Source organism: Nocardia anaemiae NBRC 100462 (assembly GCF_001612725.1).
Lineage (GTDB): Bacteria > Actinomycetota > Actinomycetes > Mycobacteriales > Mycobacteriaceae > Nocardia > Nocardia anaemiae.
On sequence record NZ_BDAZ01000087.1, the window covers coordinates 4,312 to 23,658 of the forward strand.

Below are 19,347 nucleotides of genomic sequence, written 5' to 3' on the forward strand. Positions count from 1 at the left end.
TCATCGGCCCGGGAGACCGGACCACGGCGTGGCTCTCGGCGGGCCATCCGGCGGTGGCGTCGAGCGCGAGAACGCTTCGGGTATCCGGAACCCGCTTTCAGCGACCTCTGCGCGCAGGAGGGCGAGATGCTCGCTGCTTGTCGCCCATATCTCGCCGACGCCAAGCGCGATCGCCGCACGCATCCTGCCGGAACCGGCCACGCCCGATACGGCCAGACGCATCTCTGCCGCGTCGGCTTGCCGCACGAAGCTCTCGGACAGCAGCGGGTAAGGGACCGCGATACCGCTGGCCCCGGCACCGCGCACGTCCTTGATGATGGCGTCGATGTCGGTGGCACCCGGCAGCAACGATCGAGCCATCCAACCGGTGGCGCCGCGCATCCCTCTGGTGGCCACCGTCAGCGTGTTGATCATCGCCACGCGCCGACAATCCGGTGCCACCTCCGCGGCCGCTGCCAATACCCGCAGATCGACCGCGTGCAGCTCACCTCGCACACCGTGCCGCTCCAGCGCGGCCGCGATCGTTCGCACTCGCGCGCGGACCTCCGCATCGGACCAGGCAGGCCCCGCAGACACCTCCACCGCCAGCGCCGCATCCGCGAAGTCCGCCGACCGGCATGCGGCGTCGAGGGCGGCCATGTCAGCGGCGGCCCGGCCTACCTGCACGACGACCGCGTGCACGCCCAGTGCGAGCGCGTCGGTCAATGCCCGCCCATCATCCGTTAGCAGTCCTCCCCTGAGCCGTATTGCGATCCGCGGTCCCACCCTGGCCATATCGGAAGCATCCGGTACCGCCACGTCAGCCTCGACCGGACCTGTCCACCGGGCACCGGACGGATCGGTCGCCACGTCCCCGGCGGGCTCGTCGAGTGCGGCGTCCAATTGCGGCGCACGGCGATCACGGGCGGCGTCGACCACAGCCGCGCGAATGCGATGCATCGCGGTCGGGTTGTCGACGGTGGGCCGATGCTGCTCGGTAGGCACCTCGGCGCCACGCCCGGCAAGACACCACGCGGCGTAGCGCAACGACTCCGTGGGCTGCGCGGCAGCTACCAATGAATACTGCAGGTACTCGCCATGCCCGTCGAAGGGAGCCAGCGAGTACGGGAAACCGCGTTCGGCACGCACTCGGGTCGCGTTGGTGTCGGTCGCTGGATCGGTCCCGAGCCCCAGCGGCCCGTCACCCAGCAACCGGCCACGCGCGTCCGGTGAAACGCCCCCCAAACCGGTCACCGTATCGTCGGATTGCGCCAGCACCCAGGTGTGGCGGCAACTGGCATCGGTCGCGCTGTCGTAGCGTCGACCACGCCCGGGCGACCCCACGATCGTGCCGTTGCCGAACACGCCATCCAGTCGCCCACCCACGGTCGCGTCGGATACGACCGGGGTGCCGTAGCTGTAACCGAGCATGGAAAATCTCGCACTGCTTACGGCGCGCAAGGCCAGCACATCGCGCGCGAACAGTCGCCCACCGGCCTCGGCGAGTTCGGGTCTGGCTGCCCACGCTTCCTTGTAGTTGGCGGGGGCTTCGTACCCGATCCAGCACACCACCGCGACCTTGGTGGCGCGATCCGCCCGCACCAATTCCTCGTACAGATTCCGCGCACTCCCCAGCCGGGCCGTTGCCGACTGCAGCCGCGTGTTGACGCCATCCGCGTACCAGACCACGTGTTCGGCGTCCTCGAGTCGACAGTTGCCGATGACGAATGTGCCGGATCCATTGCCGCCGAACGCCGTCGGGTCCAATGCCACCGTCGACACCATCGGCGCGGGGATGTCGCGGTGCACCGTTACCGAGCGGATGAGTGCCTCATCGACGGCATAGAGATTTCTGAATATCTGGCGCCCCATCCGCCCGGCTTTCCTGACGCCTTTCGCATGGATAGCGGCGGCAGTGGCATATCGCCGATAATCGTTCGCGTAGTTCGCTACCTCCGACGGAATGCCCGGAGCATTGCCGACGATTTCCGGGTACCGCGCCACGACCGCGCGCTGCTCGTCGCGACGCAGTGCGTCCCACCACCGTTTGTTGTCGACCGCGAGCCGACCGGCTCTGGTGAAATCGTCCGGCAGACCTCGATGCAGTAGGACATCGGGACTCGCGTCCCGGCCGCCGCGCTTGTCGATCGCACTTCGGGCCAGCGCACCGTCACCGGCGGTCTCGACCAAGGTGGGCACGCCGGTGTCCGGATCGCGCGGAAAGATAGCACCGTAGACCGAATCGACCTGCGCGTCGACGTTGCGTTCGATGCAGTCGGTGAAGCGCACCCACGGAACCTGCGCGTCATCATGGCGCGCGACCCGATCTGGGCGACCGGCCAGAATGCGGCTCATATTGTTCAGCGACTCGGTGGCCGCCTTGGTGCGATCGTCGATATAGAGGAGGAATTCGTCATCGATCGGCTTGCCCGCCTCGAACGGCTCCTTCTCGTATCGCTGCGCCTTGTCGCGCACATCCTTCAGCACGGAATTGATAGTGCCCGCATCACCGGTCGGAAACCGACACGCGAACTGCACGCCCGGCAAATCCAGCGCTTTCGCCGGGTTACTCGCCCGCGATGCGATCCCGTAGTAAACGTCGGTGGACGATGCGATATCCGCCAGCGCGTCACGCATCGTCGCGAGATTCGAGTCGCCACAGACCACCACTGTGTCGACCGTATGCGCCGCCGACTCGTGTGACAGTGCCTTCTTCGCAGACCGACCGCCGTTACCGTGCACGACCAGCTGACGTTGCGGCCGAACCGCGGGATGCGACGCTGCGCCAGCGTGCATGTCGGCGGACAGCGCTGCCATATCCCCGGCCAACCGATGGCCATCAGTACCGGACCACACCACGACCCGGACCGGGCGATCCGGGTTTTCCCGTACGGCCGCCTCATAGTGGTTGCACGCCAACTGCATTCGCTGATCCAGGCGGCGCAGATCGCCAGCGGTGCCATCCACATGCCACGCCTCCGACAGGGGATCGGCGCTGCCGATCGAGATAATGATCGAGCCAGCGGTCGGTCGGTCCGCATCGAACTGCTCGAGCAGCACGGTCGGTATCGGTACTCCGGGCGTCGCGACCGTCGCGGCCCGCTGGCGGGCCCGGATCAACAAGTCCTCGACATTCAGCAGATACTCCCGCAGCGCCCGCTCCCGGTCGGTCGGCCGCGCCGAGTCCTCGACCGCGGCCCTCGCTTTCGCGAACGCCCACCGATTGGCCTGGTCGCGCACGTCTCGCGGGAATCCCCCCGCTTTGCCGACAAATTCCGGCCACACCAGCACCAGCGCCCGCAGCTCCTCCACGCTCAGACCTCGCGCGCGCCGCGCGTTCTCGGCTGCGTGCGCCACACGTTCCTCGACGGCGACCGCACGGTTCCCAGCCGGTCGCCGCCGCCATCGATACACCAGATCCTCCGGGCTCGCCCCGGACCCCCACTGCTCACGCAAAACCCGCTCGGCCCGCATACGCAGGTCCGCATCGGGCGGGGTGTAATCGGGCAGCCCAGCACGGGCATCTACCGGCCCGATCAGCTGGAGGTGAGTTCCGGCACCTTCCGGCCCCAGCGCCCGCACCGGATCGGCTGGCTCGTCACCGCCACCGGGTCGGTTGCCGATGAACCCATCGGGCCCGATGTTGCGGCGCGTCACGGCCTGGCTCGGGTCGTTCACCTCGGTCCCGGGAGGAAGGAGGCCTTGGGCCAAGGCCGTGACCGCGGGTGTGAGGTCCGGCAGGTTCGCGATCGCCCGGCGTTCGGCACCTGCGGCCCGGATCCGATCGGTGACGATGCCGGTGACCGCGGAGGCGAGCACGCGGGCGGTATGTGTGTCGATGGAACCGAGCGCCCTGGCGAAGTGCTCGGCGAGCATGGAGCGGTGCCGGTCGTGCAGCGGGCGAGCGCCGGGACCGGGAGCGAGCAGGTCTCGGTGCAGAACACAGGCCGCGTCCGGATGCTCGGCCAGGGCGGTGAGGTAGGCGCGCGTGGCGGTCTCCAGCCGCGACCGCACCCTGCCGTGCGGCTCCGGCGTGTCCGGCATCGCCGCGGCACAGGCGGTCCGCACGCGGTCGATCGCCGCCGCACAGGCGGCCTCGAAGCCGCTCTGCTTACCGGGATACATCTGGAAGTACGACCGGCGCGTCAACCGGGCGCGCTCCAAGACGAGCTCCAACGACGTCGCACCGTATCCCCGGTCAGCCGCGACGGCGAGGAACTGCGTCAGAAGGTGTTCCCGCTGGTCGTCTCCGGGCTGTCCGGGCGGCTGGCCGGTCGGCCGCGGCACCGCTCGGTCCGGATCGTCGGAGCGGCCGGACATGCGGTCGGTGAGGGTCGGTCCGGTGAGTCGAAGTTGCGAGTAATCGCGTCCGAGCAGCGGTAGCAGGAACGCACCGACCATCACCGCTATCTTCGAGCCCGACGTCTGGCGGTACGCCGCGATGTCGAATTCCGCCAATGACTGCCGGAGCTGATCAATCGACGCCTCGGCTGCTCCGGTCGGGTCGAACGTGACGAACCCCGGGCACACGCCCCCACGGTCGGCTGCGCGAGCCTGCTTCGCCGTTCCGGTGATCGCGACCGACGTGATCGTCTTGTTAGTGGTGTCGAATTCGAAGGTGAACCGCGGCGGGTCGCGCGGCTCGGTGAAGTCGCCCAGCGTGGCGAAGGTGACCCCGGCCATCACGCTCAGGCGGCTGGCGAATTCCAGGATGCTGTGCTGAATGCTCGCCCAAGGCCAGCCCTCGATCACGTCCGCGTGCGCGACGAGGCTCTCGAGATAGCCGCGCAGCACGATCTGGATGCTGCCCATATTGGTCGCGGCGCTGAGTACCGTCTTGTCGCCGGGTATGGCGAATTCGTCGACCGAGTGGGCGGGGAGGCCGAACTCGGCTCGCCGGTGCGGCGGGATCGCGTCCAGGATCGGAGCCCGCTCGCGGGAGCATTCGTCTTTGATGGCCGCGAGGTCCTGCCATACCGGCCCGTCCACCAGATCCCAGACCGCGGTGAGATGCTCGACCGCTGCTTGCATGAATGCGTGCTGGCCGCTATCGCGTGGATAGCCGTCGCGGCCGTGCATGACGTAGTCATCGTCGAGCCACGACGCGAAATAACCCGGCTCGACCTCCGAATATCCCGACTGCAATGCTGCCGTCACCCGTTCCGGATGACTCATCATCTGCTCTAGCGCCGTTTCGGTCAGCTTGTACTGCAGGCATCCCGACGCGATCGACCGCTCGAGCGAATACCGCAGGTACGCAAGCTGTTCCGGTGGGAACAACTCCGCAAGCCGACGCGTGGCACCACCGACGCGCACCGGCAGATCCGCCTCCGCGAACCGTGTGCCGACCTCGGCGATAATTGCCCGTGCCCGCGTCGGCTCCGCGAGCACTTGCGTCATGCCCTTCTTCGACAGCTCGCGAATCAGCGACACGACGGTGCGCGGCACGTGTGCCGATGGCAGCCAATCGATCGGCGCATCGGCGGACTGGTGCGGCTCCGGGGTCGAGTCGCCCGTCCCACGGTGCTCCGGCTCGGAGGGACCGGGCTCGGCCGGTTGGACATCGAACTGGGGAATCGGTTGTCCGCCAGCGGGTTCGGCACCAGCACGAGGATGGTTGCCCGGAGCAGCCGTTTGCGCTGCGTGCCGCATGAGATCGGCCATGTGTCGGCGCAGGGCGCTGGCGTCGCCGGACAGGGCGAAGTCGGCGAGTATGCCGTGAATGGCTGCCACCAGGTTGCGGCGATCGGGCGTGGGCCGCTCACCGAATACGGTCGCCACCGTGTCGGCGATGGCTTCGGTTACGACCTCGTAGCTGCCCGGCCGTAGCGGGTCGGCAACGAATTCCTCGGTCAGCAGCCGATCCAGTATCTTGCCCGGTCCCCCGCGCATCGGAACCTGCTGCCTCCCGTCCCGATCCAGCGGTAGCAATGCGGCGAGCTCGGCTCGCAGCGCCGATCTCTCCTGTGGTGTCAGCGCCCGCGGCGCGGAATCGGAGGGGTTTGTCGGGCGGCTGCCGATGTAGCCGCGGGGTGGGTCAGCGCTGGTCGCTTGCGGTAACCCCGCCGCGTCGAATGGGCCTGTGCCGCGCAACAATGTTTCGATCTGCTTGACCAACCCCCCCTGCGTTTTGGCGGTCATATCCATGAGGTGGTTCGCCAGCAAATCACTCACCGGGCTCCCGCTGTTCGGTGACAGGCGCCACTTTCCATTGCTGCGCTCCAGCATCAGCCACTCGGACATGGTGTCGCCCATATTCGTAGGCCGCCGCTCGGCTTGCGGATTCCGATCTGTCGAGGGGGACGAAGTCAGCGGCGGTATCTGCCGGGTCCGCAGCCGGTAGAGGACATGTGCTGGATGGGACTGTCCGATCGTGGAATCGGTGACCACCATGCGGTACCCCAATTCCATGAGATGGTGCCCAGTGACCAGCGGCTGCTGTACCACGGCGGTTCGCCCGCGCAAGCCACCGTCCGTGACGGACAACTTTTCTTTTGTGCTGTCGAACGCTGTTGGGCCGAGCTGATTCAGCCACTCGCGGAACCCGGCGCTCGTCAGGCCTGCCTGGCGGTAGAGCAGGTAATGATGCAGCAGTTGCACCGGAACATGTTCGGGTAGCGGTCGGCGCCGCGGACCTTCCGCCTCGGAATCGGGAATCGTCGTCACCCCGAGTCGACCCTCGGGCTGCAATGTCACCTCCAGATACCGCTTGTCCAGCCCGTCTCGCCACAGCGCGTCGGCGAACTTGGGGTCATCCGCCGCCAACCGCAGCAGACTCGCCATGTGTCCGCCCTTCGGTGCAGCGACGACCAGCACACCGCCCGCCGCGTCCGGCACGTACGCGACGCGATCGTTCAGTCGGCGCGCGTTGTCCCGGCCTGCCAGTTCCGCATCGATGACGCGACTGGTCAAAAATCCGTCACGGGCCTGCTGGGCGTGGGACAGGGCCTCGGTCACTTCTCCGTGTCGGTCGATGAGTGCTTGGATCCGCCGCAAGGTTTCCCCGCGAGCAGCGAGCTCGCCGTCGGGCAATGGGACCGATTCCAACTCCATCGGATCGATGTGCAGGTCCTCGGCCAACGCTTCGCGGTCGAGGGTTACGCGCTCTTGCAACGCTTTTCGACCTTCCTGGTCGAGGTACGCGCCCGGATTGTCCGAGTTCCCGACACCCAAGCGACGGGCGAGCGTTTCGAACTCTTGCGTCCAGGCGCGGAGACGTTCGCCGGCCTCGTTTGCATCCTGAACCAGAGTGTCGTATCGGCGAAGTTCGTCCGGGGACAGCACGACGCCGACTGCACTGGATTGGCGAACGGATTGGTCCACATTCGTATGACGCAGCCGCGCGGTGACCTCATCTAGCAGCGGCATGAGGTCCGTCCACTGGATGAAGTGCGGGTTCTCACCCTTGCCGGCCGTGCTGGGCCGCTTCGTGCCTTCGTAGAAGACCTCCTCGTTCAGCCAGTCGCCAACCTCCTGTCCCTCCGACACCCGAGCACGCCAGTGGCCGTCCCCGCGCCTGACGTCGACGACGAGGGGCCGGCCACCGGCAGACGCGATCAGTTGCCAGAAATCACGCTGTGTGCCGGTGGCCCGGCGACCGGTGCCCGGAGACTGCGCCGTATTCGCTGGTGGGCCGGCTGCCGCCAGATTCTCGGTGATCCGCTGCAGTAGCCGATCCGGATCCTGGTCCGACATCCCCTCGAACCATCGACTGAGCACGTCACCCGCGTCGCCGTGCCCATGGGGCGGTGCGATATGCCATCCGCGTCCGCCGTCGTGGATCTCGACCATTGTGCGCAGCCCGCCGAGGTCGACCTCCCCCCGCAAGACGAGCGATCGGCCGATCGCCCTGGACCGGTCGGAATCCGGCTCTGCCGCGTCCGGTAGGGGGATCTGCCGGGTGATCACTCTGATCAGTACCGCGGTGGGGTGTGCGAGGTCCACATTCACTGAGGACTTGGCCTGCGCCATCGCGTAGCCGAACTCCTGCAGCGTGCCGTCTTGCTTGAGCCGACCCGCTACCACACCGTTTCGGTCGCCCACCGATCGGCCCTTCTTCTCGGCTCGGGCCTCCTCTTTGCTGTAGAACACGTGCTCGCCCAACCCGGCGAGCCAGTCGCCGAACCCGACCTGGACCAGTTTCAGCTGACGAAAGCGCAGGTATTCGGCGACCAGAATGCCCTCGATTTCGGCGATCGTCGCTTCCCGATACCGGCCCTCCGCCGCGCCCGCGTCGCAGACCTCCGCGACCGGCGAGCCGTCCGGTCCGGGTGTCACCCGCACGTACTGTCTGTCGAACTCCGGTCGCCACAAGGCTCCGGCGAACCTGGTGTCGGTCACCGCCAATTCGCTCAATGCCCGCAGGTGCAGCCCTTGGGGCGCGGCGATGACCAAGGTTCCGCCGCCGGTGACGTCGGGCAGATATGCCACACCGTCGGCGACCCGCTCCCCGACCAACCCATCGTCGAGCCATTCCGCGATCGTGTCGTCGATGGCAACGCGGGCCGCGTGCCACGCCCGTTCGTCCGGCGCTCGAGCCGCAGGCGGCTCCGCGTGGACGGGTTCCGGTGGCGGCTGCTCGATCGAACTCGGCTGATCGGGCTCTGGAGCCTGGTCGCCCACCGGCCGGACTTCTCGAACGAAAGCTCGGCCGTCCTCGTCCACGACGACCTCGAGGAAGTGGTATCGAGCCCGGCTGCGGTCCAGCGCGGCGCGAATCTCCGGAGGGATGTCGTCCAGCGCCCGATCGAGCGCCCACACTGAACCGGCGACGAATACCTGCGGTGGTTCGCCGTCGACTTCCACGACCGCCACTCCGGGTGCGCGCCATTGTCCGCCGAGCGGACCGATAACTTCATCGCGTAGGACCTCCTGCGCAATGGCAGTCGCCGCCGCCGCTCGCGTGGCGCGCTCGCCGGTTTGCGCATCGAAGAACAAGGGAAAGTAGCCCTCGACCAGAATCGGGCCGAGATCCTCGAGATAGGCGGCGGCCAGATCATCGGCACTATCCACAGAGTTCGACCCTGCGCGGGCGCGGACGGCCAGAGCCCAGTCGATCAAGGCATCGACCGCATCCAGCAGCTCGCGTGGGCCTGACTCGTTCGGTCGCTCCACCTCGAGCTGCCGTGCTCGTCGCACGATCTGATCGAATACCCGCCGTCGGCTGTCCGCGGCCGCCGCGACCTGGCCGCTCCACTCCCGAAGCGCCGTGTCGTCCTGCCCAGCCGGCTCGAATACCCTCGCCGCACCGACCGGTTCCCATCCCGGCGGTCGCGGCTGCACCCGCAACGAGACCACTCCCCATGGCGCTGCCAGACCCTGAGCGATGTCGCGCACTCGCTCGGATTCACTGTCGAGTTGTCTGGAAAGGCGCTCGCATTCTTCGACGTAGTGGAGCAGGTTGCTGAGCCTGCGGTAGCGAACTACCTGGGCTTGCCACTGCTCGAGTTGTTTCTGTCGCTCCCCCGCCGCCTTTCCGGACAATGTCGTCTGTTCGGCTGCCAGCTCGCGGACAGTCCGCTGCGCCCGCCCTACGGTGAGCGTGGTCCGATAGGGGATGAGATCGGGGTTCACCAGGCCATTGATCCGGGTCTGCGTCAGTGCCGCGAACTCGTTGTGTAATTGCGCAAGATCGGACTTCAGATTTCTCGGCGGCACGTTGCACAGCTTCATCCATTCGTCGCGCAATCTGTGCGCGCGAAACAGCGCATCGAGTGTGCGCAGTCCCGCGTGAACTGCCCGATCAAGCCCGACTTCGCCGGCATCGGAACCGTTTTGCGGGTCCGGTGTCCGCTCCTTGCCGGATTCTGCGACCTCTGGCGGTATCCAAAGGCGATGCCTTTCCGCGATCGCCGACACGTGATCCTCGAAGGCCGAGACCAGTTCGTCGATACTTTCGGACCGCCGGTTCGATTCTCGGATCTCTTCGATCAGATCCCCGCATTTCGATAGGCGGTATTTCCTCGTCTCGATACCGAATTCTCCGGCGATCAGTTGAAGTCTGAGCCGGGAATACCATTCGAGATTCTTGGCGCGCTCCAATTCCAGGTCGGCGATCTCGGTCGCATCAGCATTCCGGTCTTTCCGCCGAAGCAGCTCGAGCCGGTTCTCCTCGGCGCTGAGCCGAGCTATTTCCATCCTCTCCGAGATGAGCAGACGCGGTATTTCGATCATTCGGCCGATTTCGAGATATGCCAGCGTGGTCGTCAGCAAGTCCCCGACCCCTGCGGACGAAGGCCGCTCGCTCAGCAGCCGCAACTCGGCGAAGGGATCGCCCCCGACCACGTGCTCACCATCCAGCTGCTGCGGCAACGGCTCCGGCACACCGAGCAAGTCGGCCACGTGACGGTCGAGCCCGCTGGGCGCGCGATTCGGCGCCCAGGGCGATTCCGCGCCCCTGGACGAATCCCCCGGCGGATGCGCCTGCACCTCGGTATCGAGTAGCACTCCGCGCATCATCCCGTACAGGTCGGTGAGATTGTTGTTCCGCGAAAGGGTCGAGCCATTCGTGAGCTGTAGCCCGCGTTGGACACGATCGATCAGCCATGACATCCGGTCGTGTCCTGCCGGCCGAGTCGCTTGCGCCAGCATTTCGTTCGTCTGACGCCGCAGGATCTCGAGTCTCGATTCATCGGACGGTGGCACCATGCGCGATGCTTTCTCGGCGATCAGGTCGACCAATTCCCAGGCCGCCGCCTCGAACTCACGAATCCAGTGCCCCATTTCCTCCGAAGCCGGCATAAGCCTGTCGGCATCGGTACCCAGCACGGCGCTCAGTCGATTCAGCTCGTCGCTCAATCGCTCCGCGCGGGCGACTGCGGCCTTGCGCAACTCAGCCAGCTCTCGTTGCTGCGCGTCGACATCCCGGTCATCGATCTGATACGTGTCGGCGTGTTCCGGCTCATCGGTACCGGATTCCGCTGCCGCCTCCGGAAAGAACTGTTGCAAGCCGTCGGTCGGCCGGGACCACGGAGTGGTCGGATCGGGTCTGGCGGGTTCGTGGCGCGTGGTGGGATCTTCGGCGGGCTGCCGGTCACCTGGTTCGGGTGTGGAATCCGTTGGGCGGCGGCCGATATAACCGCCCGGCCCGTTTTGCGAGGTGGGTACTGAGCCGGCGGTCGGCGTCGCTCTCGCGGGTATCGGCAATCCGCCATCGGGACGGTCCTGCAGATACGTGTCGACATGTACCGGCTTGATTTCCGGCGGTTGAGGTTTCGTGACGTACTCGTGGATGACCCATTGCGGCGTGCCGACGATAATGCCGTTGATCTCCGCGTCGGCAAATCCGACGGCAATGGCCTCGGGGTAATCGAGTCTGGTCTTGGTCGAATCTTCGAAGGCGAACGAGGGGAGGCGACCGAGCCATTCCCGGTAGGTCTCGGTCAAGCCGTACCTGATCAGCTTTTCGTAGGCGTCGGTCAGTACGGTCGCGAGATTATCGCTGAGTTCATTGTTGGTGGCTTGGTCGATCGCGTGGGCGAATTCGTGGTCGACATCGTCTGCATATGTTTGTGCACTGCTCGGATGCGTTCCGTATAGGCGACGGCGGTCGCCGTCAGCGAGGGCTTTCTCCGGGTCGGCCGCATACTGCAAACTGAATGTCAATGTGGTTCGGACGGGGGAAAGCTTGCCAGTCTCGAGGTTCTTCGTCCACTGGCCGAAGGTGGTGGCACGCCGTTCCCACAAGAAATCGATCTTCAGTGCACGGATGTTGGTCATGAGCTTGTGGAAACCCGGAGCGTACCGATACTTGCCGAGCAGGTAATCCAATCTCCCCAGGATTTCCCTGACCGTTTTCTCCGGGACGTGGGGACTGACGAGCCCGGACAGCTCGATATAGGGGTGATCGAGCTCGAAGCTTGCGACCAGTCTGGTCTTGGCCTGTGCTTCGTCGTCGAGCCCGGCCCTCCACAACGGATGCTCGGGGGCGTGCTTCGCCACCTCGCGCAACGCGGACATCGCCGCCCTCTGCGTATCGAGCACTGTCCTCGAGATCGACGGGGGAAATATCAGGGCCACGTCCCCGACGGCGTTCACCAGCCGTCCGATCTCGACGATGTCTTGCCGATGGAGGTGGTGGTCCTGCCACACTCTGCGGCCGTCGACGTGGCGGACGAAGGCGGCGGCGAAGGGACTCGTTTTGCCGGTGATCGCCGCGAACAGGCCAAGCATGTCGACTGCGCGGGGGTTGTTGCGTAATCCCTCGGCCACGTAATCCCGGTAGAGGACATGGTATACCGGTGGATCCAATCGCACCTCGGCGATCGGCGCGCCCATCGCCCGGCCGATCAACGCTTTCGTCCACTCGACCATGGCCTGGTCGACGTCGTCGTAGGTCTCCCGGAGGATCTGTGTCTCGTCGTTGTCGTCGAAGGTCAGCAACTCGATCGTGACTCCCGGACGGCCCTGCATCGCCTCGGTTTGCTTCACATCGGGTGTCTCCGCGATATTGTCGAGTCCGGTTCGGAGGCTTGCGGTTTCGTCGCCAGGAGGTCGACTGCCCACGAAATCAGGAGCGTGTGCGGGGTCCGGCTCATCGGTGCTGGATTCCGCTGCCGTCTCCGGAAAGAACTGTTGCAAAAACGCGGCAGCGACATTCTCCGGCGCGGCCAGCGCCTCGAGCGCGCGCCGCGCTTGCTCCGGGGAGACCTGAACCTCCTTGGTGCGTGGGTTCGATGCGCGTTCTTTCATCGCCCATTGAGTCACGCTCAGACCGACGTGGAAGGCCAAGTCCTTCCGAGACATCTTCCTGATCTTGCGCGCGGCTACGATCCACGCGTTGGGGTGCGGGAATTCGGTATCGGTGGGATCCGGCCATTCGATCGACGTCGCCTGTTCCGGAGACGAGCTATCGGTCGGCCGGGACCACGGAGTAGCACCCGACGGCTCGGGACGATGGGTCGAATCAGCCGAGTTGGACGCTCCGGTCCGATCGCTCGAGCGTGACCACGGCGTCGACTGACGATCTTTCTGCACAGGTTCGTGCTGTTCGGGTCCTTCCGGTGGCCGTCTGCCGATGAAGCCACGCCCCCGGCGGTTCCCGATGGGCCGGGATGGGCGATCGCCTTCATCTGGAGCCGAATCGCCTGACTGTTCCGGTGTCTCGAATCGGCCGAAGTTCTTGGTGATGTATCCGTCGAGTTCCATCCAAGTGGTGGTCAGGTGGATCAGCCGGGCGAACCGCAGATGATCGAGCAGCGCGTTCAAGAGGCGACCAGTGGGGGTTTGCTCCGTCGAGGCGGCGAGGCGTTCGAGTGCCTGCGGTAGATCCAGATCCGCGTCCGCCGCTATGTCGCCGCTGATGGCAGAGCGACCGAGCATGTCGTCAAGATCTCGTGATCGCTGCGTGCGCCTTTCGGCATTCGAGTGGTTGAGTGCGTTGTCCGGTGTTCCTTCGTGTGCCAGTGTCGTGGCACGTTGGAGATCGTCTTCCAGCTCGAGACTGCGACCGATCCAGGGACCGAGCGCTGTCAACGGCTGCTGTCGTGCAGTGCTGAGCAGTCGGTCCCATTCGGGCTGGGTGAGCGCGGTCAACCGCCTGTGCAGCAGGTTGAGCACTTCGCTTATCTGTGTCGTCACCAAGCTGGGGGTGGTTCCGGTCAGCGCGGCAATCGTCGCGGCCGAGGATTTCTGGCCGTGCCGCCATGCTTCGATGGCCGCGGCCTCCGCACCGCGGGCGGGTGGCTGTTCGCCGAATTGCCGTGCCGCCGCGCGTAACTCCGCTGCGGCCTCCGCGCGGTTGCGCGCCAATTCAGCGAAACGGCCGTCCTCCTCAGACTTGGACGGCCGACTGCCGATGAACCCGAGGGACCGGCCCGGGCCGGGCGGCGTGATCGTCTCGTCGAACAACGTGGGGGCCTCGTAAGTGACACCGTCAGGCAGCATGATCCCCAGCATTCGCACCCGAAGCTGCCCATCGTGCACCTCGACCGCCAGCGTGCCCGTCCTTTTCAGGCCACCCCAGCGTCGTGTTGCCCGCCCGACCGCAGCGGACACCGCCGAACTCACCTGATCGGCATCGAAACCCACTGCCAGCCCGGCCAACTGCGCGGAGTCTACGTGGACGATGCTGTTTCGATCTCCCCACAGGTGAACCGACCAAGAATCCGTTTCACCTGACCGACCCCGCCACATGAACGTGCCGAACCCCTTGCCCAACAGCGCCGACTCCAGAGCTCTAAGGGGACGGACCAGAGTTCTTCCGGACAGCATTCCGGAGACCGTGAAGCCGTTATCGTCTTCTCGTCTCGACATAGAAACCTCGACGCTGTCGCCACCTGCGGCCGCTAGACCGTAGTTCACCAGCGTCGCAGCGACACCGAGCAGTTCGGCGGGCAGCTCGGCCGAAGTGGTGACCGCTGCGAGAGAAGTCAGCGACTCCGCTAGAGAAGTACGTACCTGCGGCGCAGGTGTATCCGGTGCGAACACCGCGGATGAATACCGAGTCGAATCGTTCGAACCAGGTGCGGAATCCGTTGGGCGGCTGCCGATGTAGCCGTCGGGCTGGTCTTGCTCGGGAGCTGATCGTTCGAGGTGCTGTTCGAAGGTGTGAACTGCCTGGGCGGTGTCGGGGTGCCATTCCGCACCTTCGGATTCGGCCACCCATTGGCTCATGCGCTGATGGAACTCGGCGAATACGGGGGCGACCCGATCGGGTTCAAGACCTGGGTCGGGGTCACGATATTGGACGATCGTGCGGTCGCCCTGCCGGTATACGACAACCTCGATATTGCCTGGTTCGTGGCGAAGAGGACCGAGGATCAACGGCACTCGCACCTCGTCGGCGCTGCATGTTGTTCCGCCGCGAACAGGCTTTATCCAGAAACCGTCGTCGTAGACAGCGAACATCGACTCGATGCTTCCCAGGACGCCGAGCGGTTCCATGGTGAACAGCGCCGACACCGGCGCCGAATCGCGGCGCCACAGTGTGCCCTGGCTCCCGTTGTCGAAGGTGGTGTCATCGAGACGGAGCCCACCACGTGTCAGCGCGTCACGCAGTTGGGCGGTACCCATGGGATCGAAGATGTCGACCCCATAGGGACGTACCGGATCGACCAGCCCTCCGTCCTGGTCGGTGAACAATGTGCCCCAACCAGCCAGCTCGACTCCCATAGCCAATATCAGGTGAAGCAGGGAATTGTGGTGGCCCGCAGCCAGGAATCGGCCCCACTGATCCATCACAAAGGAAACGCCCTTCGATCCGGTCCGCAGTAACTCTGACGACGGTCCGGTCGATTTGATGAAACTCCCGTCCTGCACAGCGAAAGCCAGAGTTTCGAGAACGGGAAAAAATTCCTCATCGTAGGCGGGCAAATCCTGGACCGCAATGGGGCGCGCGGTGTAGGTCGGTCGGATCGGTCTCGGTGTTTCGGAGCCGTGCCGGGCGAGAACACCGAGGTCGAGCACGATTCGCTCGATCATCCGCGGTAGCTGTGGATTGTGGTCGAGGCCCTGCATGGCGCTGGATCGCATAGCGGGAGCGATCGCCCCGTCAGCGGAAGCGATTGCCGCGTGGATGTCCATTCGCAGCTGAAGCAGCGACAGCCCTGCCTCGGTGGCTGCCCGGGTCGACCCCAGGCGATCTACCGCCGCGGCGACCGCGTGGTCCAGCTCGCGAAGCCGGTCGATCGCCTGGTCGGTGTCGTGGCTGCGGGTCAGGTAGTACATCGCCGCCCGGTAGGCGTTCGGAATATATCGACTGGCAATGTCGCCGAAGGTCCGGTCCGAGCTGCTAAGTGCCGCAGCGAATTCCGCTGCTTGCACCGGTAGCGAGCCCAGCGACTGGATCACCTCTTGATCCCAGTCGTTGTCGCGCCCCTCGACGAGGTATGCGTCGACCAGTCTTACCCAATCGGACCCATCGAGGAAACGCGCCGCGCCGAGTTCGGCGACTGCGCGCAGTCGCTCCGGGAATTGGCTCAGAATATCGAGACTGTCTCGGGGGGACGCCGACGGCGTGTCGCTTACTCGAAGCGCTCCGATTATCTCGAATACATTGCTGGCGGCATCGGCCGCGGCGAACAAAGATCCAGAACCGCCTGCGGCGCTGCGGTTCAACTGTTCGATCACCAATGCGGTCTGCAGTCGTGCCGCTGCAATGGCTGCTTCGAGCGCGGGTGGTTGTCTGCGGTGCAGGTCCGCGATGTGTACCGAAGTCTCGGTCTGGGCCTGGGTGAGGAAGTTTCGCAGGTCGTCGTCGGACAGCTGAGTTGCCCAGTGGGCGAGTTCTTCTCGCGTGGCGTGAACTGCATCGGGTCTGGCGGGATCGTCGTGCGTAGTGGAATCTTCGGCGGGCTGGCGGTCACCGGAATCGGATGTGGAATCCGAGGGCCGACTGCCGATGAGACCGCCCGGTCCGCGCGGTCGAGTGCGTTGTTCCTGCTGGTCTGCCGTGCCCTCACCTTGCGCGGAATCGCCGCGAGACACCGGTGGAATCGGCGGCTGATCCGGTTCCGCGCTCGCCGTGCTCCACGGCGTCGACTGGTTCTGCTCGCTTGCGGTGCCGTCGGACGGTTCACGATTGTCGAACGCACGGCGCAATCGGGCGACCGCCTCGGCGCGAACGTCCGCCGCGGCAGCGGTGGGCAGCCCCAGCCGCTCGGCGGCGCGAGTCAAGGACAAGCCCTCGACCAGATGAAGCATGACCAGCCGCTCCGCGGTGGCGGCATCATCCATGTCCTCCAGTGCGGCGTGGACCGTCCGCTCGAAGTCGGGGGCGGAGAACCTCGAGGGCACCGGCTTGCCTACGACCTGGGGTTGCGACTCGTCGTCGCCGCGGATCGGAGCATCCAGCCGCAGAGGGGGCCGAGCGAGGATCTGCCGAGCCAGCGCAACATCGGCCACCGTCAATCCCATTCTGCGCGCGATCTCGGTGTTCTCGAGCGCCACACCCGCGGAGACCATCCTGCGGATCTCCGCTTTTACTGTGCTCACGAGCCTTCGCGTGCGGTCATCGAGATCGGGGAGTCGGCGCGCGAGACGGTACCGGAACACCGCTCCGCGGCAGCTGGCCCACGCGTGAGCAGCGAACGACGCAGACGGAACGTGATTGGCGATCGCGACCAGCATCCCGATCCAAGCAACCTGTTCCGCCTCTTCCCGAGTATCCGGATGTTCGCTACGCGCGACCGCCTTCGGAACCCACGCAAATCTCTCTTTGATCTCGTCCTGGACTGCCCTTTCTGCGGGCGAACCCACTCGAGTCACGACATACCGTTTGAATAGTTCTTCTTCGTCTCGATATTCGGACCGCTCGTATCGATCCGCATAGAATCGCTCGACGATCTCCAGCAACAATTCGCCACCGACGCCCTGCGCTTGGCACAGTTGCCGCAATTTACTCAGCCGCGGAACATAGCGATTGTTCTCGATATCGGAAAGAGACCTGCGAGGAATCCCCACTCGCTGCGCGAGCTCGGTCGCCGTCATTCCTTCGTCGTGACGTAGCGCGGCAACCCAAGGCCCCAGCGATGTGTGTGCAGCGGGATCGATATCGGCGGTGATGTCGGAGTAGAAGTCCCGCACAGCCTGGATCAGCAGGCCACCGGAGACTCCCAGCCCCCGGCAGATTCGCCGGAACGTGCCGAACTGCGGCCGTCGGTTCTCCGTCTCGACCTGCGCCAGATACTTCGTGGACAGACCCGTCACACGGGCGAGTTCGGCGCGAGTCATGTCCCGGTCGTTACGCAGTGCGGTAATCCATCCGCCGAGGTCGTGTGCCGCCGGCTCGAGGTCGAGATCGATGTGCGGATAGAACTGCCGGGTTGCCAACCGCAGCAGTTCGTCGTCGATCCCCAATACCTCGCAGATTCGCCGGAAAACCGCGAACCTCGGCACATATTCTCCGGTCTCGATATGGCCGAGATGGCCCCAGCCGGGCCCGACTGCCTTCGCGAGGTCGATCCTGGTCATATCCCGATCGTGACGCACTGCCACGATCCAACTGCCGGGTGACGCGGAATTGTGCGTGCTCGGGGAGAGATCGAGTTCGAGCTCCGGATAGAAGTGGTGTGTGGCGGTGCCGAGAAGTCTCGGCGCGACTTCCAGGGCCCGGCAGATCCGCCGGAAGATGATCGAGCTCGGAGTGTATTCCCCGCCCTCGATTCCGGCGAGGTAACCCGACGACATGCCCGCGGTTTGTGCCAGCTCGGCCTGGGTCATGTCCCTGCTGTGCCGCATCGCCATGATCCACTTACCGGGTGAGGCTGGATCGTGCGCCGCCGGATCGAGATCGAGCACGAGATCCGGATAGAAGCGACGCGCAGCCGCCGCCAGCGCCTGCTGTCCCACATCCAACGCTCGAGCAATCCGGAAGAAAAGGTTCGGTGGCGGACGATCCCCGTTCTCGACCTCCCCGATCCGCGTCGGCGTCACTCCGACCGCGCGTGCGAGGTCCGCCTTTTTCATGCCGCGGTTGATGCGATGCGCGGCAACCCAGCCGCCCAGCGAATCATGCGCGGCAACATCGGTTTCGAGATCGACATCCGGATAGAACCGCCGAACGGCCTCGGTCAGCGCCTCGCCCTCGACTCCCAGCGCGCGGCAGACCTCCTGAAAAGTGCCGAGCGTCGTCCGTCGTCCCCTCTCGATATTGGACAGTGCGGAATTAGTCAGACCCGCGGCCTGCGCAACGTCTTTCTGCTTCATCCCCTGTTCGAGCCGCAACGCCTTCAGCCACGCGCCCCGCGAGGCGTCCAACGAATCGGACTGCTCCCCGGGACGGCGACCGATGAGACCGGCCGGTCCGGCCGGGCGAGTGCGCTGTTCCTGCTGGTCGGGTGCTCTGTCCGGGCGGCCGCTCCCAGTCCACGGGGTGCGTTTGATCTGCGGTTTCTCCGCGTCACTGACCGGCGCGTGCCGATCGGTGACAATCAGCCGTTCGATCGCAGGAACGGACGTGTTACCCGGCGGCGTTGTTCCGTGCATATCGAGGGTCTCGAACTGCTGCCCATGCTCGGTGGTCAATGGAACGACGAGTCGATCCGTGTACGTCCCGTCCTCGGCCATCCGCCGCTTGATCTCGTCCTGGGCCTGCCGGATCAACCTTTGGGTACGGTCGTACTCCCCGTGGAGGCCGCGAGTGTCGGGGTCCGCTGCGATGCGTTCCGGCAGCTCGATGACGTGCCGGTCGATCCAGGCCTCGTCGTATCCGGCGTGGCGAAAGGCGTCGCGGATCGGCTCGGCAACCGGTCGCGAACTTCGCTCCCCAGTGTCGGGGTCGATGATAAGACGCTGCTCCCGAGGCACCTGCAGGTCGCTGTAGCAAGGAATGATGTAGGCGTCATCAAGGGGGTAGGCGTATCTGGGATCCCCGTTCAATGGACGGAACGTGGCGTCGCTGGCCAGATGTGCCTCGTCCGGTGCGGTCGT

At 65.5% G+C, this 19,347-nt stretch carries 1 protein-coding gene (only partly in view); it reads right to left on the reverse strand.

Features of this window, described 5'->3' with window-relative positions:
• On the reverse strand, nt 1–19,347 hold the 3' portion of the coding sequence (locus NA5_RS36410; RefSeq protein ID WP_157110844.1) for a helix-turn-helix domain-containing protein. It continues 9,366 nt past the right edge of the window; 19,347 of the gene's 28,713 nt are visible here — the last part of the coding sequence; its start codon lies beyond the right edge, outside the window; the stop codon is at nt 1–3.